The organism is Lysobacter sp. M15, assembly GCF_022662515.1.
Classification (GTDB): domain Bacteria; phylum Pseudomonadota; class Gammaproteobacteria; order Xanthomonadales; family Xanthomonadaceae; genus JAKPBU01.
Genome location: NZ_JAKPBV010000012.1, coordinates 353,069 through 376,122 on the forward strand (window position 1 = coordinate 353,069; position 23,054 = coordinate 376,122).

The following is a 23,054-nucleotide window of genomic DNA, read 5'->3' on the forward strand; positions in this document are numbered from 1 at the left end:
TGCGACGGGTGCTGGCGCAAGATGCGCGCATGGCCGCGTTTCGCTTCCTGATCGCCCTGTGCTGCGCCTGCTGGGTGGTTCCGGCGGGCGCCGCCGAGGGCGTCACCATCTATCGCTGCACCGATGCGCGCGGCAAGGTGGAACTGCGCGATTCGCCCTGCCCTTCAGGCGTCCAGCAGACGACGCGGGAGATGGTGCGTCCGGTCGACCCGCCCCGGCCACAGCGGCTCGAACCGGTGCGTGTCGAAGCTCCCGCTTCCTACGATCCGCAACCCACCCGCGTGATCTACGTGAACACGCCGCGGCCGATGTACGAATGCGTGACCCCGGACGGCAGCCGCTACACCAGCGAATCGCCCGAGGGCAATCCGCGCTGGATGCCGCTCTGGGCGCTGGACTATCCGGTGCTCGCCGAGCGCGACATGTACACCCCAGGTGGCGGCAGCATTCGCTATCGCGACGGCCGCTGGGCGGCCGACTATCGCAGCGGTGGCGTAACCCGCCGCGTGGTGCCGACCATCGCCGCGTACGGCGCCGGCACCTGGGTGCGCGATGCCTGCCATGCGCTGCCGCAGCAGGAAGTCTGCGAACGCCTGATCGACCGGCGCGACGAAGTGCGCCGCCTGTTCTTCAACGGACAACCGTCCGAACGCGCGGTGCTGGAACGTGAGGAACGCGCGATCAATGCGCGCCTGGCTACCGATTGCGGAGGACGCTGATGCGGATGTGGTGGCTGCTGTTCCTTGTGCTGTCGACCAGCACCGACGCGATGGCCCAGCAGGCCGTGGTCCTGTATCGCTGCACCGACGCGCGCGGCGTGGTCACCCTGCAGAACGACACGCCCTGCCCCAAGGGCCAGCGGCAGGAAAAGCGCGTCGTGGAAGCGGCCGCCACGGCCGCGCCATTCCCGGTTCCGCTGCCGTCGCCGCCAGCGGAGATCGTGCAGATGCCCGCCGCCCCGAGCCGGCCGCAAGCGGATCAAGCCATTCCATCGAACGCAGTCGACACGTTGGCGCCTGTCAGTCCGGTGCTGCCGCTGCCAGCAGCGCAGACACGCCCCGGCGAACGGCTGCCACCCCCACCCTTGTACCAATGCAACACGGTCGAAAACGACAGCTATCTCAGCGACACGCCGGACCCCAAACCGCGCTGCGTGCGCGTGGAAACGGTCGGCATCGACGGCTCGCAACAGCTGGGCGCTGGCCAGGCCTGCACGATGGTCTACGACCAGTGCCAGCGCATTCCCGACGGCGCCGCCTGCCCCGCATGGCGCAAGCGGGTCAACGAAGCCCAGGCCGCCTGGACCTTCGCCCGCGCCGACAGCGCGGACGCGCTGAAGGCCGAGTACGAACGCATCGCCCGCGTGGTCGCGGAAACCACCTGCAATCAGTAGCGATGTGTCGCTTGACAACGACTCCGGGCGCAGTCCTCGCGCACGATGTCAGAACCCGTACCGCAAGAAGCCGCCGTCCACCGCCAGGCATTCGCCGGTGATGTAGCTGGCGGCGGGCAGGCACAGGAAGGCGACGGCGGCGGCGACTTCTTCTGGTTCGCCGATGCGACCCATCGGGGTGCGCAGCAGCACCTCGTCTAGATAGTCGGGGTCGGCTAGCTTGGTCGATGTGCGGCGGGTGCGGATGTACCAGGGCGCGACGCAGTTCACACGCACGCCGTCCTCGGCCCATTCCACCGCCAGGTTGCGGGTCATCTGGTGCAGTGCAGCCTTGGTCATGCCGTAGGGTGTACCGGAACGCACGTGGATCTCGCCCGACACGCTGCCGATGTTGACGATGCTCGAGGCCGCATGTTTGGTCAGCAGCGGGTAGGCGTAACGGCACAGCTCGAAGGCGCTGAACAGGTTGACCTCGAAGATCTCGCGCCACTCGTCCTCGCCGTAGTCGGTGGTCGGCTTGGTGAGGTTGCCGCCGGCGTTGTTGACCAGGATGTTGAGGCCTTCGCCGCGGGTTTCGCAGATGTCCTCGACCCAGTCGAGGACTTCGCGGCGCTGCTCGTCGTCGGCGACGTCGGCGACGAAACCGCGCACATCCGCGTCGGGAAGTTCATCGGCCAGCTCGTCGCGCGCGTTCTCGAGACCGGTCGCATCCCGCGCCACGATCAGTACGGCGGCGCCGAAGCCCAGCAGTTCGCGTGCGATCGCACGGCCGATGCCCGCACTGCCGCCGGTGACCAGGGCGAGTTGGCCGTCGAGGCGCCAGCGCTGCGGATCCATGGCCAGGTCATCCCGTGCAGGTCGATCGGCGTAGCATAGCGCCGCGGGTGGCCGCGCCCGCAGGGAGGACGCCGCCATGCATCACCACCGCAAGTCGATCGCGCTGGCCTGCGCCTTGCTCATCGCACTGGGCGCATGCGGCAAGCCGCAACCGCCGGACAAAGAACAACCTCCCGAACCGCAGGCGCAACGTTCGGAGCTGCGCGACGCGGTCCAGCAACCGATCGAACGGGCCAGGCAGGCGGATGCCGACGTGCAGAAGGCCGCCGAGGCGCAGCGCGCGGCGATCGACGCCGCCACCGGCGGCTAGCGGAGTCCTGCTCGCGTAGGGAGTAAGCGAGCGTAGGGCGGGCCTTGACCCGCCATCGGAATAATCGACAAGCGAACAAAGGCGGGTCGAGACCCGCCCTGCATCAGAATCCGCAGAAGCAATAGGCCAGCGCCTTGACCGGCCTGCCGGGCGTTGTCTCGAGCGCGGACTGCAGGAATTTCAGGTCGCGTGCGGTGTGCGGCGAGGCCTTGGCGGCCAATATCTGCAGCCAGGACGCATCGCGCAGCCAGTGCGCGCCCATGCGGCTGGAGGCGAAGCGGCTGAAGAACCGCTCGAACGGCGTGGCGGCCTTCTCGACGTAGCGCACGCGATACGCATCGGGCTTGCCCAGCTTGGCGCGTTGCGCGGCGTCCACGATGGCATCGTCCAGCCCGCCGAAGGCGTCGACCAGACCGCGCTCGCGCGCCTGCGCGCCGCTCCACACGCGTCCGCGTGCGATCGCGTCGATCTGCTGCACGCTGCGCTTGCGCGCCTGGGCGACGCGGCCGGTGAAGTCGCGATAGCCCTTGTCGATCACCGCCTGGATCACCTGGCCAACTTCCGGCGCCAGCGGCCGGGTGATGTCGAATGCACCGGCCAGGCGCGTGGTGCCGACACCATCGGTATGCACGCCGATCTTGTCGAGCGCACGCGGCGCGGTGGGGAACACGCCGAAGATGCCGATCGAACCGGTGATCGTCGACGGATCGGCATAGATGCGATCGGCATTCATGCTGATCCAGTAGCCACCCGACGCAGCCAGGTCGCCCATCGACACCACGACCGGCTTTCCCGCCTGCTTCAGGGCGACAACTTCGCGCCGGATCTGCTCGGACGCGAACACTTCCCCGCCCGGCGAATCGACCCGCAGCACCACCGATTTCACCTTCTCGTCGTCGCGCGCATCGCGCAGCAGGGCGGCGGTGGATTCGCCACCGATCGTGCCGGGCGGCTGCTCGCCGCCGGTGATCTCGCCCTCGGCCACCACGATGGCCACCTGCGGACGCTCGTCGACCGCCTGCAGCGCGCCATCGACGTGCTTGAGGTAGCCGCCCAGGTCCACGGCCCGGAATCCGGTCTCCGAATCCTCGTCGGCGACGCCCCGCTGCGCGAGCAGGGTTTCGACCTCCTCCTGGGTCTTGAGTCCGTCCACCAGTCGCTTGGACTGGGCGTAGCGCGCAAGATCGCCGTTGGCGGCGATGAGTTCGGCGGGAAGCGCATCGATGTCGGCCGCAAGCGACTGCGGGGTGGATTTGCGCAACCTGGCGACATCGCCCAGATAACGCTGCCACACGTCGTTCATCCAGAACAGGTCGGCTTCCTTGGCTTCAGGCGAGGCCGCGTCGAGCACATAAGGCTCGGCCGCGGACTTGTATTCGCCCACCTTGAACAGGTGAATGTCGACGCCAAGCTTGTCCTGCAATCCCTCGCGATAGTACTGGCGGTAGCGGCCCAGGCCTTCGAGCAGGATCCCGCCCATCGGATCGAGGTAGACCTCGTTGGCCTGCGCCGCCAGCAGGTACTGGGCCTGGTCGAAGCTTTCGCCAAAGGCCACCACCTGCTTGCCGGACGCGCGGACCCTGGCGATGGCATCGGCAACCTCACGCAGCGATGCGTAGCCGGAGAACCGCATCCGGTCGGTGCGCAACAGCACGCGTTCGATGCGCTTGTCGGTGCGCGCGGCATCGAGCCCGCGCAGCAGATCGCGCAGCTGCACTTCCTTGCAGTCCTCGCCGCCGGTCGCCTGGGACAGCCCGCGACTGATCGCGTCGCAGGAATACTGTTCCACCAGCGCGCCTTCGGGCGCGATCACCAGGGTGGTACGGCCAAGCAACGGCCTGGCGCGATCGCCGGCCCCGATCACGGCCAGCAGCAGCAGGACGAACCCGAAGAACAGCAGGTTGAATGCCAGCCGGCGGGTGAAGTTCATCGCGTCCCACAGCCCCTGGAAGAAGCGGGCGATCGGACCGCGGCGGCGGGGTTCGTTCATCTGTGCTCCGTGGCGCAAGCGCCGGGGGTTGTCCGCAGCTTAGCCGGGCGGACGTAAGGGTTTCATGCGTCGTTGGTCACCATGACCTGCGCCGCTCCCGCCACCATGGGGACGCGCCGGCTGCTGCGCAAGAAGCGGCCCGCCATCAGCACGGCGGCGACCAGCAGGCCGGCGATCAGGCCGGTCCACATCCCCTGCGGACCATAGCCCAGGGCCAGCCCCAGGCCCGCGCCCACCGGCATGCCGATGCCCCAGTAGGCCAGCGCCGCGAGCAGCATCGGCACGCGGGTGTCCTTGATCCCGCGCAGCGCGCCTGCCGACATCACCTGGACGCCATCGGGAAACTGGAACGCAGCGGCGAACAGCAGCAGCGACGCCGCCAGCGCCGCCACTGCCGCGTCATGTGTGTACAGCGCGACGATGGCGTCATTGCCCAGCAGCATCACCCCGGCCGCGATCGACTGCGTTACCAGCAGCAGGGCATAACCGGCGAACGCGGCGCGCCGCAGGCCGTCGCGATCGGCGCGCCCCAGCGCATGGCCGACGCGTACCGTGGTGGCTTCGGCCAGCCCGAACGGAATCATGAAGCTCAGGCTGGCGACATTGATCGCAATCTGATGCGCCGCCGAAGGCACCGGACCCAGGCGCCCGATCAGCAGGGCCGTGGCGATGAACAGCCCGCCTTCCATCGCCACGGTGACGCCGATCGGCAGGCCGGTCTTCAGCAGCTCGCGGATGGTCGCCCAGCGCGGGGCTTCGGCATGCGCGAATAGGCGCAGGTCGGCGAAGCGCCTGGCCTTCCACAGGTACAGCGCGAAGCACAGCGCCTGTGCCCACATCATCATGGCCGACGCCGCGCCCAGCCCCAGCGCACCGAGCTCGGGAAGGCCGAACATGCCGAAGGTCAGCACGTATCCGGTGGGCGCCAGCACCAGCAGGCCACCGAAGCCAAGCACCATGCTCGGCAGGGTCCAGTGCAGTCCATCGCTGAGATAGCGCATGCACAGATACAGGGTGAATGCAGGGATGCCCCAGCGGATTCCGCGCAGGAACTCGGTCGCCGCCGGCCGGATCTCCGGCGCGATCCCGAGCCAGGCCAGCCCGTACGGCGCCACGCTGAGGAAGGCGAACATGGCCACGCCCAGCATCGCCGCCAACCACAGTGCCTGGCGGAACTGCTGGCCGATTTCGGCACGGCGGCCGGCACCGTCGAGCCGCGAGACCAGCGGCGGCAGCGCCATCAACGTGCCCATCGGGATCATCATCGGCAGCCAGAACAATGCGGTGCCGACCGATACGCCGGCGAGCGTAGCGGTGCCGTGGCGACCGGCGATCACGCTGTCGACGAAGCCGATCAGGCCGCTGGACACGTGCGCGGCGGCCAGCGGCGCGGCCAGCACGGCGGTGGTGCGCACTTCATCGCGGAAGCGCCGGGGCTGCGGAGAGGCGGAGGACATAATGAAGGCCATCACGACTGCGGCGGCGCATCGGAGCGTGCGCGCTGGCGCCGGGTCGCGGCAGGCGCGTATCTTACCCGCTGCCTCGCGCAGCTTTCGATCCACACGATGAGCGAATCCACCCTTCCGGTCGAAGCTGGCGACGATCCTGCAGCGCATGTCGCGCGCTGCGAGAATTGCGCAACCGTGCTGCAGGGCGATTACTGCCACCAGTGCGGGCAGTCCGCGCACAATCCGCTCGAACACGTCGGCCACGCGATCGAGGAGGTGTTCGAGTCGTTCTGGCACCTGGACGGCCGCATCTTCCGCACCCTGCGCCAGCTGTTCGTACCCGGGCGCGTGGCCATCAACTATCTGGCCGGACATCGGGTGCGCTACATCCCGCCGCTGCGCCTGTTCGTGATCCTCAGTCTGCTCACCTTCTTCATCGGCAAGCTGGTCCTGAACGTCGGCGAAGGCGTGCGCATGGAAGGCGTGGAGGCCGAGATCGGGCGCGCGCAGACCATCGCCGAAGTCGAGCAGATCCGCGACCGTCTGCTAGCCCCGATCGAAAAAGCCGAACAGGCGGCCGCGAAGACTCCGGGCGCGAACCCGGCCCTGATCGCCGCGCGCGTGCGTATCCAGGGCGAGGCCGCGTCCCGCATCGCCGAGCTGCGCGAACAGGCCGCGAAAGCGCAAGCGCCTGCCGACGCGACCGACCGGGGCACGACACCGGCTGACAACGTGGCTCCCGCGAAGGTGACCGTATCGCCGCTGGCGCAGGAGGACGACGATTCATCGTGGGTATGCCGGTTCAATGAGCGGCCGTTCGACGCCAAGACCAATCCGGTGAAAGCGGCCTGGATGCCCGGCTTCGCCAACCGCTGGCTCAACGCACGCATCGGCAGGGGCTGCGAGAACATCAAGGACGCCGATCGCAACGGCGAGCGCCTGTTCCAGCAATTCCTGGGCGCCATCCCCACCGCGCTGTTCCTGCTGATGCCGCTGTTCGCGCTGCTGTTGAAGGTGCTTTATCTGGGCTCCGGCCGCACCTATCTGGAACATCTGGTGGTGGCGTTGTACAGCCACGGCTTCCTGCTGCTGATGCTGCTGGCCCTGTTCATGCTCTCGGCTGCCAGCAATGCCGGTGCTCCGGCCTGGTTCACAGGCCTGGGTTATGCCGCGATCTGGATCTGGATGCCGATCTACCTGCTGCTCATGCAAAAACGCGTGTATCGCGGCGGCTGGTTCACCACCGTGTTGCGCTACGTGGTGATCGGCACCGTCTACATGTTGCTGGTGAGCTTCGCCACGCTGTACGCCGCCCTGATCGGGATCTCGTCGTGAGCGCAACGGCGCAGGGCGTCATCTACGAGGTCAGCGTGGATCTCGAGAGCGCCATCGCCGATGAATACCACGCATGGCTGCACCAACACATCGCGGAGATGCTGGCGCTTCCCGGATTCCTCTCGGCCCAGGTGTTCGATGTGCTCGAGCCGGTGGCAGCGGGACGCGTCACGTACTGCGTGCATTACCGCCTGCGCGATGCCACGGCGCTCGCGGATTACCTGCGCGATCACGCAGCGCGGATGCGTAACGAAGGCGCGGCACGCTTCGGCGACCGTTTCCGCGCGAGCCGTCGGGTCCTGCGCGAAAGCAATTGACTCAGGGGGCGGCGATTTCCGGACGCCCACTTACCGGAATGTTTCCATTCGGGCCAATGTCTCTTTGCTCATAGCGCGCAACCGCAAGCGGTGCGGTGCGGTGCGGTGCCGATGATCAGCGGTCCAGCTGCTCCATCAGCCAGGATCCGCGGTTGGCGGCCGGTACCGCCAGCAGTTCGCTGCGCAGGCGATTGCGCGTCTGCGGCGGTGTGCGCTGGGCCAGCACGCCCAGCGCCTCGCGTTGCTGGGGCGTCATCGCGCGCAGTGCGGACAGCAGCGGCAGGCGCTGCTCGGCCGGCACCTGCATCAGCAGCGGCTGCAGCCGTTGCCAGTGCACTCCGATCCCCGGGCCGAGCAGCCAACCATGCCGCTGGCTCTCGTCCAGCCGCGCGTAACGCGCGCGCAGATCGAGCTGGGCCTGCACCGGTAGTGCGGCGAATGCCCTCGCGGCCGCCTGCAGCTGCGCGCGTTCGCTGACCGGGAGTGCCTGCCAGGCCTGCCACCGCTCGCGGCGCTCGCGGCGCTCGGCTTCACCCAGGGTGTTCCATTCGGCCAGGCGCCGTTCGAACTGCTGCCGCTGCTGCGCCGTCATCGCCTGCAGACTCGCCGCGCGCCGGTACAGCAGGTCGCGCTGCGCGGACGGCAGCGACGCCACCTGTTCCTGCAGCGCGCCGGGCAGCGCCTGCGCGATCACGCCGCCGGTGCAGAGCGAGAGCACAACGACGGCCCAGCCGAGCAGAGTGCGGCTACGGCGCATCGATGCTCTCCGGCGGCTGTGGTGCCGTCGATGGCGCGCTTGTCTCTGCTTCGCCCATCTCCGCCTCCGGATCCGGCGCGCCGATCTCGCCGCCCTGGCTGGCGGCATACCAGGCATAGAAGGCGGGATCGTCCAACGGCGGCGCGAGCGGCCCGGCGGCGAGCACTTCGAAATCTCGCTCGGTGAGCAGTGCCGTCGCCGCGTCGAATCGCGCCGCGGGCGACTGGACCGGCCCGAGCGGCCGTATCCGGATGCCCGGATCGCCGCCTTCACCGCTCCAGCCGGGCGGCCACAGGAAGGTCACGGTCAGGCCGACCCCGCACGCGGCCACGCCCGCCCAAAGCAGTGCGCGCAGGCGCCGGTGCCGTGGCGGCGCGTGTTCCGGTTCGGCTTCCGGAGCCGGCACGTGCAGCGGGCCGATCAGTTCCGGCCGGCGACCCTGCACCGCGGCCTGGCGCAGCCGCGCAAGATGCGCGAGGCGTTCGGCGGGAAGCGCCCGGATCGCCTGCTGTACCGCCTCGGCCAACGCCCGCCAGGCTTCCGGATCGGCGCTACCGTCCTCCCGGTGCGGCAGGGCCTGCCGCAGGGCCAACCGGTAGGTGGGTGGCGCGATGCCCAGGGCCGCGGCGGCGTCGGCGTCGGTAAGACCGGCCACCAGGCGCAGCAATAGCGCCGCGCGCTGGCCCCCACCGATGGGCGCCAGCGCAGCGAACGGCCCCTCCCAGCGTGACGCCGGCGCAGGTGCACGCAGTTTCGGCGAGGCGAGCAGGGTGCGCCAGAACAGCCGCGACCAGTGCGCGAATGGCTGCGCGAGGGCGTGGTCGCGGAACTGGCGCAGGGCGACGGCGAAGGCCTGTTCGGCGCGCAGCGCATCGCCCACCAGCAGCTCGGCGAAGACCGCCCCTCGGCGTTCGATGCCGCGCAGGAAAGCAGTCAGGGCGGCCGGCGCGTCGGCGTCGGACAGGGGGAAATCGGTCATCGGCAGGGCATTCTCACCGCCGCATGATAGCCAGCGCGGCCAGTGCATCGCGCCAAGACCCGGCTAGCGGGAATGGCGCCAGCGAAACCGTTGTACACAGCCGTCACTCCGCTGTCACGGAGCCGCCCGGCTTGTCAAGATGGTGCGCGAACCCGCCGATGTTCCACAGGTAAATGACTGATTGAAAAGGATTATCCGGATTTGGCTGTTTTTTCGCCAATTCGCGTCCGCAGCCAATTTCTAGGCATTTTCGAATCGCGACCGGGATTGCATGCACAGAGTTATCCACATTCGGTGTGGATAAGGCCAAAACTCCTTCACGGCTAACGACTTGCGGCCGTTTCATCGGCGCGCGCACAACAAGCGCGCGCAACTGCGGGTGCGGCGGCGGCGGCGTGACGGCTCGCTAGACTGCGGCGATGTCTGCGTCTGCTCTCGTGCTCAAGGTCGCGTTGCCGCTGCCGCTGCCCTGGCTGTTCGACTACGCGCCGCCGCCCGGCGTCGAGGCCGCGCGCGTATTGCCCGGACAGCGCGTACGGGTGCCGTTGGGGACGCGCGAACTGATTGGCGTGGTCGACAGCCTCGGCGCGGCGGATCCGCATGCGGCCGAGCTCCGGCAGGCGCAGGCGCTCTGCGACGATGTGCCCTTGCTCGATGGTGAGCTGCTGGCTTCGCTACGGTGGCTCGCGCGATACACCCACGCACCCGCGGGCGAGGTGTATGCCACGGCGCTGCCAGCGGCGCTGCGACGCGGCGAGCCGCTGCCCGATACCCGCACCTGGGCGTGGCGTCTGACCGAAGCCGGTGCCACCGCGCTTGCCGGGCTGCGCAAGGGCACGCGTCCGCGCCGGCTGGCCGAGCTGCTGCATTCCGGCGATCGCGACGAGGACGCACTGGACCAGGCCATCGACGACTGGCGCATCGGCGCCCGTGCATTGGCGAAGCGCGGGCTGGTCGAGCGGGTGGCTAGTGTCGTCCAGATGCGTGGGGTGGGCGACTCGCTCGCGTCCGGCTTCGCCCCGAACGCGGAACAGCGCGCCGCCGTCGACGGCATCGATAAGGCGAGCGGTTTCGCCCCGTTCCTGCTCGATGGGGTTACCGGCAGCGGCAAGACCGAGGTCTATCTGCAGGCGATCGCCGCTTGCCTGGCGCGCGGAAGGCAGGCATTGGTCCTGGTGCCCGAGATCGGCCTGACGCCGCAGCTGCTGGCGCGGTTCCGCGCGCGCCTGGGCGTGGCGGTGCACGCCAGCCATTCCGGGCTGAGCGATGGCGAACGCGCACGCGTCTGGACCGCCGCGTGGCGTGGCGAGGCGCGCGTGGTCGTGGGCACGCGTTCGGCGGTGTTCACGCCGCTGCCCGAGGCGGGCCTGATCGTGGTCGACGAGGAGCACGACACCAGCTACAAGCAGCAGGACGGTATCCGTTATCACGCCCGCGATTTCGCCCTGGTGCGCGGCAAGGCGCTGGACGTCGCGGTGGTGCTGGGCAGCGCCACGCCGTCGCTGGAATCCCTGCACAACGCCAATGAGGGCCGGTACCGCCATCTGCGTCTCACCCGCCGCGCGGGCGCGGCCCGACCGCCGCAGGTGCGCGTGGTCGACGTGCGCAAGCGACCGCTGCAGGCGGGGCTGTCGCCGCAGGCGCTGGACGCGATGCGCGCCGCGCTCGACGCCGGCGGCCAAGTGCTGGTGTTCAAGAACCGCCGCGGCTACGCGCCGGTGCTGCTATGCCACGACTGCGGCTGGAGCGCGCAGTGCAGGCGCTGCAGCACGCCCGAGCACGGCCGGCCGATGACCGTGCATGCGGCCGGCCGCCGGCTGCAGTGTCATCACTGCGGCGCGCGTCAGATCCGGCCCGATGCCTGCCCCGACTGCGCCAGCCTGGCGTTGCAGCCGCAGGGCGTGGGCACCGAGCGGCTGGAAGAATTGTTGGCGGAACGGTTCGCGCAGGTCCCCGTGCTGCGGATCGACAGCGCCAGCACCCGACGCAAGGACGCACTGGAGCAGGCGCTGGCCAAGCTCGGCGATACGCCGGGGATCCTCGTCGGCACCCAGATGCTGGCCAAGGGTCACGACCTGGCGAATCTGACCCTGGTCTGCGTGGTCGGGGTGGACGAGGGCCTGTTTTCCGCCGACTTCCGCGCGCGCGAGAAACTCGCGCAGCTGCTGATCCAGGTGGCCGGTCGCGCCGGGCGCGCGGCGCGTGCGGGCGAGGTCCTGCTGCAGACCCACCACCCCGAACACCCGATGCTGCAGACCCTGATCGCCGGCGGCTACCACGCCTTCGCCGATGCCGAGCTGGCCGAACGCGCCGCGGCGGACCTGCCGCCGTTCGCGCACTTGGCCTTGCTGCGCGCGGAGGCCAGACACGCCGACGCGCCGATGGCGTTTCTGCATGCGGCGCGGCAGGCCCTTGCCGGCGAAGACAGCGTGTCGGTCGACGGCCCCTTCCCCGCGCCGATGCCCCGACGCGCCGGCCTGCATCGTGCCCAGCTGCTGCTGTCTTCCGCATCGCGCAGGGCTTTGCAGACGCGACTGGGCCTGGCCATGCCTGCACTGCATGCGCTGCCGGAAGCACGCAGGACCCGCTGGTCGCTGGATGTGGATCCGGTCGACCTGTACTGAACAGGATGACTAGGCAGGGTGCGTGCGAGTCGCCGCCGCGGGTGCACGCCATACCCATGCGGCGAAGGCGTAGAGCGAGATCGCGCACAGCAGGCTCGCGCGCAGACCGATCGCCATGCCCAGCAGCACTGCCGCGAGCGCAGCCACCACCGAGGCGAAGCCATTGAGCGCCCACGCCCACGGCACCCAGTCCGGCGCGGCGCGCGCGACCCGCGAAAGGCCGAGCGGAAACGGCAGGCCCATCGCGAACGCCAGCGGCGCGATGCCGGCCAGGCCCAGCAGCGCGCGCACGGCGACCGGCCAGCCCGCACCGAATGCGAAGCTGGCTTCGAAGGCGAGCAGCTGCCAGGCCAGACCCAGCGCGATCGCGGCGACCGCCCAGCCGGTCGCGCGTGCGATGGCGGCGTCGCTGTCCAGACGCGATAGCCAACGCTGCGCATACAGGCTGCCGAGTCCGGCGCAAAACAGGAATCCAGCCAGGCCGGTTGTTGCGGCGACCAGCGGATGTCCGACCAGCAACACCAGGCGCGACAGGCTCGCGATCTCCACGATCAGGAACGCCAGCCCCAGGCCGATGAAATAGGCGGCGAGCCGCCCTGGGCGCAGCTCCGGCGAAGCCGGGCGGACAGCGCTGCGCCTGAGCGCGAACAACGGCAAGACGATCAACAGCAACGCCAGCGGCACGGCCTGCGCCAGCGCCGCCAGGACCAGCACATACCCGGTATCCAGCAACACCGCACCGCCCTGTGCGCGCAGCCGCCACAGTTCCGGCAGGCTGCGCCAGCGGAAGAAGTCGCCGAAGTACGGGCGGTCATCGGTGGCCGGTGCGATCGCAAACTTGTAATCGCGCAGGTAGGCGGACGCGCGTGGCGATACCAGGGCGTGTGCACCTTCGGACAGGTGATCGCGATCGAGCGCGTTGTAACGGTTGGCTTCGTCCGGCCGCATGCCAGGGAGATACGCCAGGTCGAAACCGTGCGTATCGGCGAAGTTACGCAAGGCCTGCAGCTCCACGGCTTCGAACGCACCGCGCTTGATCAGCAACGTGCTCGCATCCCAGCCACGGATCATGGCCAGTTGAGCGCCCGGCGTACGCACGCCTTGAGCGCGCAACGCGGCCACCGCGGTGGCGAACAGCTTGAGTTCGTCGCGCGGCGGCTGCTTGGCGTAGCGCGTGAGTGCAAGCAGGCCGCCGGGGCCGAGCCGCGCGTACATGTCGCCCCACGCCTGCACCGTCAGCACGTACTGCTCGGCGGCCGCCTGCGCGCCGGCGCCGCCGCCGGTCAGCGAATCCGTATTGCCCAGCACGATCAGGTCATGGCGCGTGCGCGTGGCTCGTGCCCAGGCGCGCGGTTCGGCCACGTGGGTGCGCACGCGAGAGTCGTGGTAAGGGCGTCCGGCCCATGCATCGAACGTGTCGCGCAACAGCGCCAGACGCTGCGGATCGACTTCGACCACATCGACCCGGTGCGCGCCGAGCGACAGCGCTTGCAGCAGGTCCTGGCCGCCGCCCGCGCCGAGGATCAGGACGGCAGCCCGCGGTCGCATGCGGTACGGCAGGGCCGAGGTCATGCGCTCCAGGTAGGCGAGCGCACCCGGATCGCGGCCGACGCGGACGATCGGGCTGAGCGCATCGCCGTCGGTGAACACGCCCAGCTGCGGCGGCGGCTCCTGCACATTCGACAGACTCAGGCCAGGCGCCTGCCGCAGCGGCACCTGTGGGCTCGCCACCACGGCAAGCCAGCCGTACGGCCCATGCCGCTGCGCGATCACGTGTGCACCCGGCAGCAGCAGCGCCTTCGCCAGGCCTTTGAACTCGTTGACCGGCGGGGCGACGGTGCTGCTTGGCAGTACCAGCAGCAGCCCCAGGATCGCGATGGCCGCCGCTGTCGTCGCGGTCCGGACCCGCGGCGCGGACACCACCGCGGCGAGCGCGCCGCCCAGCGCTGCCAGCACCAGGCCGCGCTCCACTGGCCACCATGCCAGCCCGGCCGCCGCTACCGCGCCCATCCCGGCACCGATCAGGTCTGCGCCGTATAGCGCGGGAATCCGCGAGCCGTGACGCGCGAATGCCAGGCCGAAGCAGCTGGCCGCGAACCCGAACGGCAGCGCCAGCACCAGATACAGCGCCGCCAGCCAGCCGAGCTGCTGCGGATTCCAGACCAGTTCCAGGCCATTGAACGGAATCGCGCGCGCCACTGCCAGCGCGGCCACGGACGTCAGCGCGAACAGCAGCGCGCAAACCGGAAACAGCCAGTCGAATCGTTCGCGCGCGGCCGGCCACAGGCTCAGCCAGGTGCCGCTGGCGCCGTGGCCGAGCAGCGCGAGCGAAATGATCATGGCCGCGAACGGCGACCAGTGCGCCACCGCCAGCCAGCGCATCAGCAGCAGCTGATAAGCCAGGGCCGCGGCGGAGACCAGCGCGATCGCGAATGCGAGCCGCCACGTGGCCCGATGCGCGACGCTGGCGATATTGCCGGGCATGCGCGCTGCCGCGAAAGCCAGAGGCTAGTCCGTCGCCCGCGTCAGCGGCACGAACCGCACCGGCATCAGCTGCCGCGAACGCACGCGGCCATCGGCCTGTTTCTCGATCAGCATCAGCGTCTGGGTGAAGAAACTGCCGCCCACCGGGATCACCATGCGCCCACCCGGGCGCAAGTGGGCGATGAGCGGCGGCGGCACCGACGAGGCCGCTGCGGTGACCACGATCGCATCGAACGGCGCGTGTTCCTGCCATCCGTAATAGCCGTCGCCGATTCGCGTGTGCACGTTGCGGTAGCCCTGCGCCTGCAGGCGGCGCGCCGCGGCGCGTCCCAACGGCTCGATGATCTCGACCGAATACACCTGCGCGCCGGCTTCGGCCAGCACCGCCGCCTGGTAGCCCGAGCCGGTCCCGATCTCGAGGATCTTCTGATCACGTTGCGGCTTCGCCAGCGACGTCATCAACGCGACGATATAGGGCTGCGAAATGGTCTGGCCGTAACCGATCGCCAGCGGCCGGTTTTCGTAGGCGGCCGCGCGCTGCGCGGCGGGCACGAACGCGTGCCGCGGCACCTTCGCCAGCAGATCCAGCGCAGCCGGATCCAGCCGCGGATCGTGCTCCGCGCGCAATTCCGCCACCAGCGCGCGTCGCGCGGCGGCGTAGTGATCGGGTGCGCTCTGCGCCCGCGCTGGCGCCACCAGCGCCAACGCAGCGACGCAGCCCCACGCCGCCAACACACTCCGCACGATGCCCGCGCCTCGCATGCCGGCGAGCCTAGTCGCCGGGATGTGACCGTTGCGCAAACGGCCTGCCACGCGCCGCCTTGCAGGAACGGCCGGCATGAGCTGTCCGGTCCCGGAGCGCGACACGACACACGCGATGCTCCAGCGTGGCGGCGACTTGCGCGACAATCGCGTTCCCGCCTCCCACACCCGCACGCCATGCCCAACCAGCTCGAACAACTGCGGCGCCTGTCTTCGGTCGTCGCCGATACCGGCGATATCGAAGCCATTGCCCGTTTCCAGCCGCTAGATGCCACCACCAATCCTTCGCTGCTGCTCAAGGCGGCGGCGCTGCCGGCCTACGCGTCGCTGGTCGACGCGGCCACCGCGCAGGCGCAAGGCACGGGCGACGCGCGACTGGCCGATGCGTCGGACCGGCTGGCGGTCGCCGTCGGTGGCGAGATCCTCAAGCTGATCCCTGGCCGCGTCTCCACCGAAGTCGATGCGCGCCTGAGCTTCGATACCCAAGCCACCATCGCCAAGGCGCAGCGGCTGGTCGAGCTGTACCAGGAGGCGGGGATCGGCACCGAGCGCCTGCTGATCAAGGTGGCCGCGACCTGGGAAGGGATTCGCGCCGCGGAGCGGCTCGAGCGCGACGGTATCCACTGCAACCTGACCCTGCTGTTCTCGTTCGCGCAGGCCGTGGCCTGCGCCGAGGCCGGCGTGTTCCTGATCTCGCCCTTCGTCGGCCGGATCCTCGACTGGCACCTGGCCAACGGCATGGCCAGGCCGGCCACGCCCCAGGACGATCCGGGCGTGCAGTCGGTGCTGCGCATCTGGCGCTACTACAAGCAGCACGGCTACGACACGGTGGTCATGGGCGCCAGCTTCCGCAACACCGGCCAGATCCTGGCGCTGGCCGGCTGCGACCGGTTGACCATTTCGCCCGATCTGCTCGGCGAACTGGCGCAGGCCGAAGGCCAGGTGACGCGCGCCCTGGTGGATGCAGGCGCGCGCGCCACGCCTCCCGCCGCGCTCGCGGAAGCCGGCTTTCGCTGGCAGCACAACGAGGACGCCATGGCCACCGACAAGCTCGCCGATGGCATCCGCAAGTTCGCCGCTGACCAGGTCAAGCTGGAAGAACTGCTGCGCGAACGGATCGGCTGATGCCGGCAGCGGCGATCCGCGGCAAGCGCCAGCACCTGCTGATCGTCGGCGGCGGATTCGGCGGCTTGTGGGCGGCGCGCGCCCTGGCCGACGCGCCTGTGCGCATCACCCTGCTCGATCGCGGCAACCACCATCTGTTCCAGCCACTGCTGTACCAGGTCGCCACGGCCGGACTGTCGGCGCCGGACATCGCCGCGCCCCTTCGTCACATCCTGCGCGGGCAGGAGAACGTCACCGTGCTGATGGGTGAAGCCGAACGGGTAGACACCGTCGGCCAATGCGTCCGGCTCGCGAACGGCACATCGATCGGCTACGACTACCTGCTGCTGGCCACCGGCGCCAACCATGCCTACTTCGGACACGACGAATGGGCGGTGCACGCGCCGGGACTGAAAACGCTCGACGACGCGCTGCTGATCCGGCGCCGGCTGCTGTCCGCCTTCGAACGTGCCGAAGCCGAAACCGATACCGCGGCGCAACGCGCGCTGCTCAGTTTCGCCATCGTCGGCGGCGGCCCAACCGGCGTGGAGCTGGCCGGCACGCTCGCCGAGATCGCGCGCCATACCCTGCGCCGCGAGTTCCGCAACATCGATCCGCGGCGGGCGCGCGTGCTGTTGATCGAAGCCGGGCCACGGATCCTGTCGACATTCCCCGAATCGCTTTCGCAGCGCGCGCAGCGCCAGCTCGAACGGCTGGGCGTGAGCGTGCATACCGGCCAGCCGGTCACCGCGATCGATGCCGAAGGCGTGACCGTCGGCGAAACGAGCATCGCCGCGCGCACCGTGCTGTGGGCGGCGGGCGTGGCAGCCTCGCCCCTGGCGCAATCGCTGGGGGTGCCGCTGGATCGTGCAGGGCGGGTCGCGGTGGATCCCGATCTGAGCGTGCCCGGGCACCCGCGCATCTTCGTCGCCGGCGATCTGGCCAGCGTGCACAGCGACGGCAAACCGGTGCCCGGCGTCGCGCCAGCGGCCAAGCAGATGGGCAAGCATGTCGCGCGCGCCATCCGTGCGCGCCTGTCCGACCGAGCCGCAACGCCGTTCCGCTACCGCGACTTCGGCAACCTGGCCACCATCGGCCGCCGCGCGGCGATCGTGGATCTGCACGGCCTGCGCTTCTCCGGTTTTCCCGCCTGGGCCTTCTGGCTGGCGGCGCACATCTTCTTCCTGATCGGATTCCGCAATCGCGCGGTAGTGCTGCTGGACTGGGCGGTGGCGTACTGGACCTATCAGCGCAACGCGCGAATCATCGTCGGGCGCTAACCCACCGCGCTAGGTCTTGCGCTTGTCGCGGACCTTGACCACCTGGCCTTCGCGCCGGGTCTCGAACAGTCCGATCGCCTCGACCAGTTGCACCAGTTTGGCGTAACCGTAGTTGCGCGAGTCGAACGACGCCTGGTTGCGCACCTGCTTGCCGACCGCACCGAGGTTGGCCCAGCCGTCGTCGTCGGATTCGGATTCGATCGCGCTGCGCAGCATGTTCACCAGCCGGGTGTCGCTGCGCAACTTCTTCACATCCACCGGCGCGACCTCGGTCGCCTGCGCATTCTCGGCGGCCGGGGGTACGCCCAGCGCCTCGACGTAGGTGAACTGCGAGCAGGCGTTGACGAACGGTTCGGGCGTCTTGGATTCGCCGAAGCCGTAAACCTTGCGCCCGGCGCTGCGCAGCCGCATCACCAGGGGCGTGAAGTCGGCATCGCTGGACACGATGGCGAAGGCCTGCATGCGCTCGGAGGCGAGCAGGTCCATCGCGTCGATCACCATCGCGATGTCCGAGGCGTTCTTGCCCTTGCTGTAGTCGTAAAGCTGGATCGGCTGGATCGCATAGGGATGCAGCATCGCCTCCCATTTCTTCAGGTTAGGCTTAGTCCAGTTGCCGTAGGCGCGCCGCACGTGCGCGGTGCCGTGGCGCGCCACCTCGGCCAGGATCACCTCGATCTTGTCCGCGGGTGCGTTATCCGCGTCGATCAGCAGCGCGATGCTGTGTTCGAGTTCAGCCATGGCTTGTTCTCGTTTGCGATCGGACCCACTACACGCTCGCACGCCCGTGCCGGATCGTCCAGTCGGGACGCGTCGATCAATGCAACCGCACCGGTGGTCTGCCGTCGGCATGGACGCGCCAGAGCCGCCCGTCCTCGTACAGCGCGGCCTGCGGCACCTGGGTCTTGTGGTGCACGTCCAGGCGCAGCAGCAGGCCGCGATGTTGCAGGACGATGTCCGGGGCAATCGTGTGGCCGATCGCCAGGCGCTGCACGCCATAGCGACGCGCGACCTGGCGCAGATGTGCGACCGGATCGTCCTCGAGCTGCGCGTCGGCCTTGGCGAGGCCGCGGTAGCGGGTGACGCCAGCGCGACCCAGTACCGCCTGAACCTGCGCCGGCATCAACACCCGTCGCCTTTCCAGATGCGGACGCGCGAGCGCGTTGGCCGCATCCACCGACAGGTCGGCGCGCAGGAAATCCGCACTGACGCCGCCGTGCGCGAGCAGGTGATCGCCGACGCGCGCGATCACCGGCTTGCTGCGCAGCCATTGGCCGAGCACGGATTCGCCGGAAAACATCCGCTTGCTGCCGCCATCGAGTGCCTGCGCGGTGGCGCGCATGCGTTCCGGCCAGGACTCCATATTGCCGGCCAGGCCCATCAGCTCGTGGTTGCCCAGGACATAGTGCACGCGGCCGCCGGCGCGCTCGGCTTCGCCTTCCAGCCGATAGACCAGCCATAGCAGCGGCACGACCTGTTCGCCGCGGTCGACCAGATCGCCAACCAGGGCGATGTGGTTGCGTCCGTACGCCCAGTGCAGCCCCGCGTCGATCGCTCCCTGTGCGCGCAGCAGCGCGACGAAGCAGTCGAACTGGCCTTCCATGTCCGAGAGCATCAGCAGCTTGGGCGGATTGCCCGGTTCGTCGGCGCGTTGCGCGCGGGCGGGTGGGCGCAAGGGCACATCGAAGCGGGTGTCCGCCGCATTGTCCACGCGCACCGTGATCACCGGCAGCGGATGTGCGGGCAAGCGCCGCATCTGCAAACGCCAGTCGGTGCCAGACGGGACGGTTTCGACCACGGCATAGCCGTGCGCGTCGCGGAACACGTACGGCCCATCCTGCGCCATGCTCGGCCGCTGCATCCACTCCAGCGCGCGTCGCTCCGGATCCCAGCGCAGCAGCACCGTGCCGTTCCAGCCCGGATCGCGGCCACCGAACACCACCGCGGCGAGCACCAGCGCGATCGCCACGAGCGTCAACGATGCCAGCCATCTCAGCGTTCGCAGCATGGCGCTCCACGCCCGGCAGCTGGGTTCAAGCCAGCATAACGACTTGGGTGTCAATGCGCCGCCGTGGCCGCCGCGCGCTCAGGCGCGTTCGATCCGGCACGCGTAGCAGCCACGCCGCGCGTTGTGGACGTGCAGATAGTCGATGCGCGCGTCGGCGAAGAAGCGCTCGATGGCCGCTTCCAGTTCAGTGCCCTGCAGAACGTCGGCGTCATGCATCCAGCCCTGCGCGTCGTACGCGCGCACCGACAGCAGGCGTTCGAGCTGCTGTTGCGGCACGGCGTTGCGCAGTTCGCGCGCTTGCGTCGCCGTCTCGCGCACGAAGATCGGCCCGTCGGCACGATATGGCGTGTCCGCGTCCTGATGCCGCCAGTTGAGCAGCAACAACGATTCTCCCGGTTCCGCGTCTTCCAGCGTGATGCGGCATGGATAGCCGGGTTTGCTGTCGGCGACCATGCGCACGATCCCTCGAGCGGCGAGTTCGGTTTCGTCCAGGCCGAACAGCGGCTGGAAGGGCGCCAGCGGCAGGCCCTTGATGCGGTAGTCCATGTGGGTGCTCCGAATGGGAATGCCCGCAAGTTAGCCAGGCCCACCGGGTGGCGATATCCGATTCCTGCGCTGTCGCGCAGGGAACAGCGGCGCAAAGAAAACGGCCCGGTTGCCCGGGCCGTTTCGTCTTCTGCGTTGCGCGCGATCAGGCCGCGAACAGCGCCTTCATCTTCTTCAGCGCATTGGCCTCGACCTGGCGGATGCGCTCGGCCGACACGCCGTATTCGTCGGCCAGTTCCTGCAGCGTGATCTTGCTGTCGGCGTCCAGCCAGCGGCGCTTGATGATGTCGCGCGAGCGGGCATCGAGCTGCGACAGGCCTTCGCGCAGCAGTTCGAGCTGATGATCTTCGCTGTCGGTACGCTCGTAGGCCTGCGACGGATCTTCCGCGGGCGCGACCAGGTACGCGGCCGGCGACGGCGGGGCATGATCGTCGTCCTCGTCGGCGGGCGCATCGAAGCCGATGTCACGACCGGACAGGCGCGATTCCATTTCCAGCACTTCGCGTTCGGACACGTTGAGGTCCGCGGCGACCGCGCGCACTTCCTCGGCGTTCAGCCAGCCCAGCCGGGTCTTGCTCTTGCGCAGGTTGAAGAACAGCTTGCGCTGCGCCTTGGTGGTGGCGACCTTGACGATGCGCCAGTTCTTGAGGATGAACTCGTGCATCTCGGCACGGATCCAGTGCACCGCGAAGCTGACCAGGCGTACGCCGACCGACGGGTCGAAGCGCTTGACCGCCTTCATCAGGCCAATATTGCCCTCCTGGATCAGATCGCCCAGCTGCAATCCGTAGCCGCTGTAGCCGCGCGCTACATGCACCACGAAGCGCAGATGCGACAGGACCAGTTCGCGCGCCGCATCGAGGTCTTCCCCGTCGCGGTAACGGCGGGCCAGCGCCTGTTCGTCCTCGACCGACAGCACCGGGATCTGGTGCACGGCGCCGATATAGGCCTCGAGCGAACCCAGGGCACTGGGAACGGGCAGGTTGTTGGCAACCAGGGCGTAGCTTTCGGGCATGGTGGTTTTGCTCATGGACATGATTTTAGCAGGCCATCTGTGACTACGGGCCCTGCCAAAAGTTCCCCTGCGTTCTGTTCATGGAACGCTGGTCGTTCCTTCCCCGGCCTGTGTCGCGGCCTTGAACCTCAGGTGGGGCCGGAGGCCGGCGCGGTCAAGGCCGCGGCCGGGGGCAGAGCCCAGTCGATCGGGGTCTGGCCGTTGCGGACCAGGTATTCGTTCGCGGCCGAGAAATGGCCGCAGCCGATAAAACCCCGGTGGGCCGAGAGCGGAGACGGGTGCGGCGCCCGCAGCACCCGGTGCCGGCTGGTGTCGATCACCGCCCCCTTTTTCTGTGCGTAGCTGCCCCAGAGCATGAACACCAGGTGTTCCCGCTCGCGGTTGAGGGCCTCGACGATCGCATCGGTGAAACCCTCCCAGCCCTTGCCCTGATGGGCGCCGGCGCGCCCTTCCTCGACCGTCAGCACCGCGTTGAGCAGCAGCACCCCCTGTTCGGCCCAATGGGTCAGGCAGCCATGGCCGGGCGGCCGGATCCCGAGGTCGCGCTGCAGCTCCTTGTAGACGTTCTCCAGGGACGGCGGCACCGCCGTGCCCGGCTGCACCGAGAAGCACAGCCCGTGCGCCTGGCCGAAGCCGTGATACGGGTCCTGGCCGAGGATCACTACCTTGACCCGGTCGAAGGGCGTTGCGTCGAGCGCGGCGAAGATCTGCGGGCCGGGCGGGAAGATGCGTGCGCCCGCCGCCTTGCGCTCGTGCAGGAAGGCCGACAGCGCCTGCATGTCCTCACGCAGCAGGTAGTCGCCGACGCGCGCCTTCCATGAAGGTTCGAGTTTGATCCGGTCCGCGCCGGTCATGGGGCGGCGAAGCGGCGATCCGCCCGCGGCTGCGCGCCACGGCCGGCCTCGCGGCTCATGCGCCCATCTCCTTCTGTTCCGGCATCGCCGCCACGCGCAGCTGGAACAGGAGCTTGGTCACCAGCAGGCGCTCCTCGATCGGCTTGAGCACCAGGTCGTTGGCGCCCTCGCGCAGCAACGCACCCTGTTTCTCGCGGTTGTCGTCGCCGGTCATCACCAAAACCGGCAACCGGCGCTTGCCGTAGCCGAAAGCGCTGCGGATCTGCGAGAGCAGTTCGCGCCCGCTGAGCACGCCTTTCAGGTATACGTCGCTGAGCACGATGTCGACGCCGACGTCGCTCCCGAGCTCAGCGCCGGTTTCGCGATCGCGCTTGGGGCGGTGCTCGTGCAGGTATTCAAGCGCATCTTCGGCGCTGAGCACGTGCACCACTTCCAGGCCCTGCGCGGCCAGGATCCGCTTGGTTGCTGCCGCCACCGTGCGGCTGTCCTCCACATACAGGACGCGTGCGCCGGCAATCGGCTGCGGGCGGACATAACCGCGCACGAACGCGGCCAGCGCCTGGTGACCGAGCGCCTTGTCGAAATAGTCGGTCACGTCTTCGCCCAGGCTGCGGGCTTCCAACCGCGACTGGGCCTCGCCCGAGACCACGATCACCGGCACGTAGGCCTGGCCGGAAGCGGTCCGGACGGCGCGCGCGACGGCTTCGCCATCGCCGTCGGGCAACGACAGGGCAGTCGTCACGAGGTCCACCGGCGCCGCGGCCAGCGCGGCCTGCGCCTCGATCAGGCCTGCGCAGGCAATGATTTCGGCTTCCGGCAGTTCCTTGCGCAGGACATCACCGATCAGCTTGCGGACCAGCTTCGAACCGTCGACCACCATGACCCGCGGATTGCCGCTGACGAGATGGTTGATGTCGTGGGGCGCGGCCATGCGGGCAGTTTAACGGCGGGTGATGCACAACGCGCTTTCCATGAGCGCACGCCGTGCGGATCCGTCTACCCGTTGCATGCGCC

General features: G+C 69.1%; 20 protein-coding genes and 1 pseudogene. 8 read left to right on the forward strand and 13 right to left on the reverse strand.

Going from position 1 to position 23,054, the window contains the following annotated elements; translation table 11 throughout:
• Positions 1-29 precede the first annotated feature (29 nt).
• Entirely contained in the window at positions 30-719 is a 690-nt protein-coding gene (locus MC380_RS13225; RefSeq protein WP_242101812.1) for a DUF4124 domain-containing protein, read from the forward strand.
• Positions 719-1,393 carry a DUF4124 domain-containing protein gene (locus MC380_RS13230; RefSeq protein ID WP_242101813.1) on the forward strand — a complete coding sequence of 225 codons (675 nt, stop codon included), beginning with the start codon at positions 719-721 and terminating at the stop codon, positions 1,391-1,393. The genes MC380_RS13225 and MC380_RS13230 overlap by 1 nt, the downstream gene beginning before the upstream one ends.
• Before the next feature lie 48 nt (positions 1,394-1,441).
• On the opposite strand, the gene MC380_RS13235 is transcribed toward MC380_RS13230, so the two are convergent.
• Entirely contained in the window at positions 1,442-2,230 is a 789-nt protein-coding gene (locus MC380_RS13235; RefSeq protein WP_242101814.1) for an SDR family oxidoreductase, read from the reverse strand.
• 76 nt (positions 2,231-2,306) lie between these two features.
• Here MC380_RS13235 and MC380_RS13240 point away from each other — a divergent pair, with 76 nt between their 5' ends.
• Complete coding sequence (locus tag MC380_RS13240; protein WP_242101815.1) at positions 2,307-2,540, forward strand: hypothetical protein; 234 nt, start codon at positions 2,307-2,309, stop codon at positions 2,538-2,540.
• 103 nt (positions 2,541-2,643) lie between these two features.
• Here MC380_RS13240 and sppA read toward each other — a convergent pair whose 3' ends face one another.
• Together sppA and MC380_RS13250 are read right to left on the reverse strand one after the other, a co-directional pair.
• Positions 2,644-4,530 carry a signal peptide peptidase SppA gene (gene sppA / locus MC380_RS13245; protein WP_242165292.1) on the reverse strand — a complete coding sequence of 629 codons (1,887 nt, stop codon included), beginning with the start codon at positions 4,528-4,530 and terminating at the stop codon, positions 2,644-2,646.
• 62 nt (positions 4,531-4,592) lie between these two features.
• On the reverse strand, positions 4,593-5,999 hold the full coding sequence (locus tag MC380_RS13250) for an MATE family efflux transporter (protein ID WP_242101817.1): 1,407 nt from the start codon (positions 5,997-5,999) through the stop codon (positions 4,593-4,595).
• Between the two features lie 96 nt (positions 6,000-6,095).
• Between MC380_RS13250 and MC380_RS13255 the strand changes: the two genes are divergently transcribed.
• Together MC380_RS13255 and MC380_RS13260 are read left to right on the forward strand one after the other, a co-directional pair.
• Positions 6,096-7,313 (forward strand): DUF3667 domain-containing protein, encoded by a 1,218-nt coding sequence (locus tag MC380_RS13255; RefSeq protein ID WP_242165294.1) that lies wholly within the window; start codon positions 6,096-6,098, stop codon positions 7,311-7,313.
• The gene (locus MC380_RS13260; RefSeq protein WP_242165296.1) at positions 7,310-7,630 is read left to right on the forward strand and encodes a DUF4286 family protein; all 321 of its coding nucleotides are present in this window, start codon (positions 7,310-7,312) and stop codon (positions 7,628-7,630) included. Before MC380_RS13255 ends, MC380_RS13260 begins: the two co-directional genes overlap by 4 nt.
• A gap of 115 nt (positions 7,631-7,745) precedes the next feature.
• On the opposite strand, the gene MC380_RS13265 is transcribed toward MC380_RS13260, so the two are convergent.
• Positions 7,746-8,387: a DUF3106 domain-containing protein gene (locus MC380_RS13265; protein ID WP_242101821.1), complete on the reverse strand. Its 642-nt coding sequence runs from the start codon at positions 8,385-8,387 to the stop codon at positions 7,746-7,748.
• Positions 8,377-9,366: a hypothetical protein gene (locus MC380_RS13270; protein ID WP_242101822.1), complete on the reverse strand. Its 990-nt coding sequence runs from the start codon at positions 9,364-9,366 to the stop codon at positions 8,377-8,379. Before MC380_RS13270 ends, MC380_RS13265 begins: the two co-directional genes overlap by 11 nt.
• A 419-nt stretch (positions 9,367-9,785) precedes the next feature.
• On the opposite strand from MC380_RS13270, the gene MC380_RS13275 reads away from it, so the two are divergent.
• On the forward strand, positions 9,786-11,990 hold the full coding sequence (locus tag MC380_RS13275; protein WP_242165298.1) for a primosomal protein N': 2,205 nt from the start codon (positions 9,786-9,788) through the stop codon (positions 11,988-11,990).
• Positions 11,991-11,999: 9 nt separating this feature from the next.
• On the opposite strand, the gene MC380_RS13280 is transcribed toward MC380_RS13275, so the two are convergent.
• Together MC380_RS13280 and MC380_RS13285 are read right to left on the reverse strand one after the other, a co-directional pair.
• Entirely contained in the window at positions 12,000-14,474 is a 2,475-nt protein-coding gene (locus MC380_RS13280; RefSeq protein WP_242165300.1) for a hypothetical protein, read from the reverse strand.
• Between the two features lie 24 nt (positions 14,475-14,498).
• The gene (locus MC380_RS13285; protein WP_242165302.1) at positions 14,499-15,236 is read right to left on the reverse strand and encodes a protein-L-isoaspartate(D-aspartate) O-methyltransferase; all 738 of its coding nucleotides are present in this window, start codon (positions 15,234-15,236) and stop codon (positions 14,499-14,501) included.
• A gap of 177 nt (positions 15,237-15,413) precedes the next feature.
• Between MC380_RS13285 and tal the strand changes: the two genes are divergently transcribed.
• Positions 15,414-16,361 (forward strand): transaldolase, encoded by a 948-nt coding sequence (gene tal, locus MC380_RS13290; RefSeq protein ID WP_242165304.1) that lies wholly within the window; start codon positions 15,414-15,416, stop codon positions 16,359-16,361.
• A 16-nt stretch (positions 16,362-16,377) separates the two neighbouring features.
• A pseudogene (locus tag MC380_RS13295) lies at positions 16,378-17,620 on the forward strand (NAD(P)/FAD-dependent oxidoreductase); the annotation flags it as partial.
• A 9-nt stretch (positions 17,621-17,629) separates the two neighbouring features.
• Here MC380_RS13295 and MC380_RS13300 read toward each other — a convergent pair.
• The 6 genes from MC380_RS13300 to MC380_RS13325 all read right to left on the reverse strand — a co-directional run bounded on the left by MC380_RS13300 (position 17,630) and on the right by MC380_RS13325 (position 22,971).
• The gene (locus tag MC380_RS13300) at positions 17,630-18,358 is read right to left on the reverse strand and encodes an NYN domain-containing protein (protein WP_242101829.1); all 729 of its coding nucleotides are present in this window, start codon (positions 18,356-18,358) and stop codon (positions 17,630-17,632) included.
• A 76-nt stretch (positions 18,359-18,434) separates the two neighbouring features.
• Positions 18,435-19,625: a metallophosphoesterase gene (locus tag MC380_RS13305; RefSeq protein WP_242165308.1), complete on the reverse strand. Its 1,191-nt coding sequence runs from the start codon at positions 19,623-19,625 to the stop codon at positions 18,435-18,437.
• Between the two features lie 78 nt (positions 19,626-19,703).
• Positions 19,704-20,171, reverse strand: coding sequence for a DUF1203 domain-containing protein (locus MC380_RS13310; RefSeq protein ID WP_242165310.1), 468 nt, complete (start codon positions 20,169-20,171; stop codon positions 19,704-19,706).
• A 145-nt stretch (positions 20,172-20,316) separates the two neighbouring features.
• Positions 20,317-21,201, reverse strand: a complete 885-nt coding sequence (rpoH, locus tag MC380_RS13315) for an RNA polymerase sigma factor RpoH (RefSeq protein ID WP_242165312.1) — start codon at positions 21,199-21,201, stop codon at positions 20,317-20,319.
• 113 nt (positions 21,202-21,314) lie between these two features.
• Entirely contained in the window at positions 21,315-22,040 is a 726-nt protein-coding gene (ung, locus tag MC380_RS13320; RefSeq protein WP_242165315.1) for a uracil-DNA glycosylase, read from the reverse strand.
• A 55-nt stretch (positions 22,041-22,095) separates the two neighbouring features.
• On the reverse strand, positions 22,096-22,971 hold the full coding sequence (locus MC380_RS13325; RefSeq protein WP_242165316.1) for a response regulator: 876 nt from the start codon (positions 22,969-22,971) through the stop codon (positions 22,096-22,098).
• Between the last annotated feature and the right edge of the window lie 83 nt (positions 22,972-23,054).

What these genes read in the sequence shown, in the direction of transcription:
- MC380_RS13225 (WP_242101812.1), top strand. Translation starts at nt 30, where the DNA reads ATGGCCGCGTTTCGCTTCCTGATCGCCCTGTGCTGCGCCTGCTGGGTG.
- MC380_RS13230 (WP_242101813.1), top strand. Translation starts at nt 719, where the DNA reads ATGCGGATGTGGTGGCTGCTGTTCCTTGTGCTGTCGACCAGCACCGAC.
- MC380_RS13235 (WP_242101814.1), bottom strand. Translation starts at nt 2,230, where the DNA reads ATGGATCCGCAGCGCTGGCGCCTCGACGGCCAACTCGCCCTGGTCACC.
- MC380_RS13240 (WP_242101815.1), top strand. Translation starts at nt 2,307, where the DNA reads ATGCATCACCACCGCAAGTCGATCGCGCTGGCCTGCGCCTTGCTCATC.
- sppA (WP_242165292.1), bottom strand. Translation starts at nt 4,530, where the DNA reads ATGAACGAACCCCGCCGCCGCGGTCCGATCGCCCGCTTCTTCCAGGGG.
- MC380_RS13250 (WP_242101817.1), bottom strand. Translation starts at nt 5,999, where the DNA reads ATGGCCTTCATTATGTCCTCCGCCTCTCCGCAGCCCCGGCGCTTCCGC.
- MC380_RS13255 (WP_242165294.1), top strand. Translation starts at nt 6,096, where the DNA reads ATGAGCGAATCCACCCTTCCGGTCGAAGCTGGCGACGATCCTGCAGCG.
- MC380_RS13265 (WP_242101821.1), bottom strand. Translation starts at nt 8,387, where the DNA reads ATGCGCCGTAGCCGCACTCTGCTCGGCTGGGCCGTCGTTGTGCTCTCG.
- MC380_RS13270 (WP_242101822.1), bottom strand. Translation starts at nt 9,366, where the DNA reads ATGACCGATTTCCCCCTGTCCGACGCCGACGCGCCGGCCGCCCTGACT.
- MC380_RS13275 (WP_242165298.1), top strand. Translation starts at nt 9,786, where the DNA reads ATGTCTGCGTCTGCTCTCGTGCTCAAGGTCGCGTTGCCGCTGCCGCTG.
- MC380_RS13280 (WP_242165300.1), bottom strand. Translation starts at nt 14,474, where the DNA reads ATGCCCGGCAATATCGCCAGCGTCGCGCATCGGGCCACGTGGCGGCTC.
- MC380_RS13285 (WP_242165302.1), bottom strand. Translation starts at nt 15,236, where the DNA reads ATGCGAGGCGCGGGCATCGTGCGGAGTGTGTTGGCGGCGTGGGGCTGC.
- tal (WP_242165304.1), top strand. Translation starts at nt 15,414, where the DNA reads ATGCCCAACCAGCTCGAACAACTGCGGCGCCTGTCTTCGGTCGTCGCC.
- MC380_RS13300 (WP_242101829.1), bottom strand. Translation starts at nt 18,358, where the DNA reads ATGGCTGAACTCGAACACAGCATCGCGCTGCTGATCGACGCGGATAAC.
- MC380_RS13305 (WP_242165308.1), bottom strand. Translation starts at nt 19,625, where the DNA reads ATGCTGCGAACGCTGAGATGGCTGGCATCGTTGACGCTCGTGGCGATC.
- MC380_RS13310 (WP_242165310.1), bottom strand. Translation starts at nt 20,171, where the DNA reads ATGGACTACCGCATCAAGGGCCTGCCGCTGGCGCCCTTCCAGCCGCTG.
- rpoH (WP_242165312.1), bottom strand. Translation starts at nt 21,201, where the DNA reads ATGAGCAAAACCACCATGCCCGAAAGCTACGCCCTGGTTGCCAACAAC.
- ung (WP_242165315.1), bottom strand. Translation starts at nt 22,040, where the DNA reads ATGACCGGCGCGGACCGGATCAAACTCGAACCTTCATGGAAGGCGCGC.
- MC380_RS13325 (WP_242165316.1), bottom strand. Translation starts at nt 22,971, where the DNA reads ATGGCCGCGCCCCACGACATCAACCATCTCGTCAGCGGCAATCCGCGG.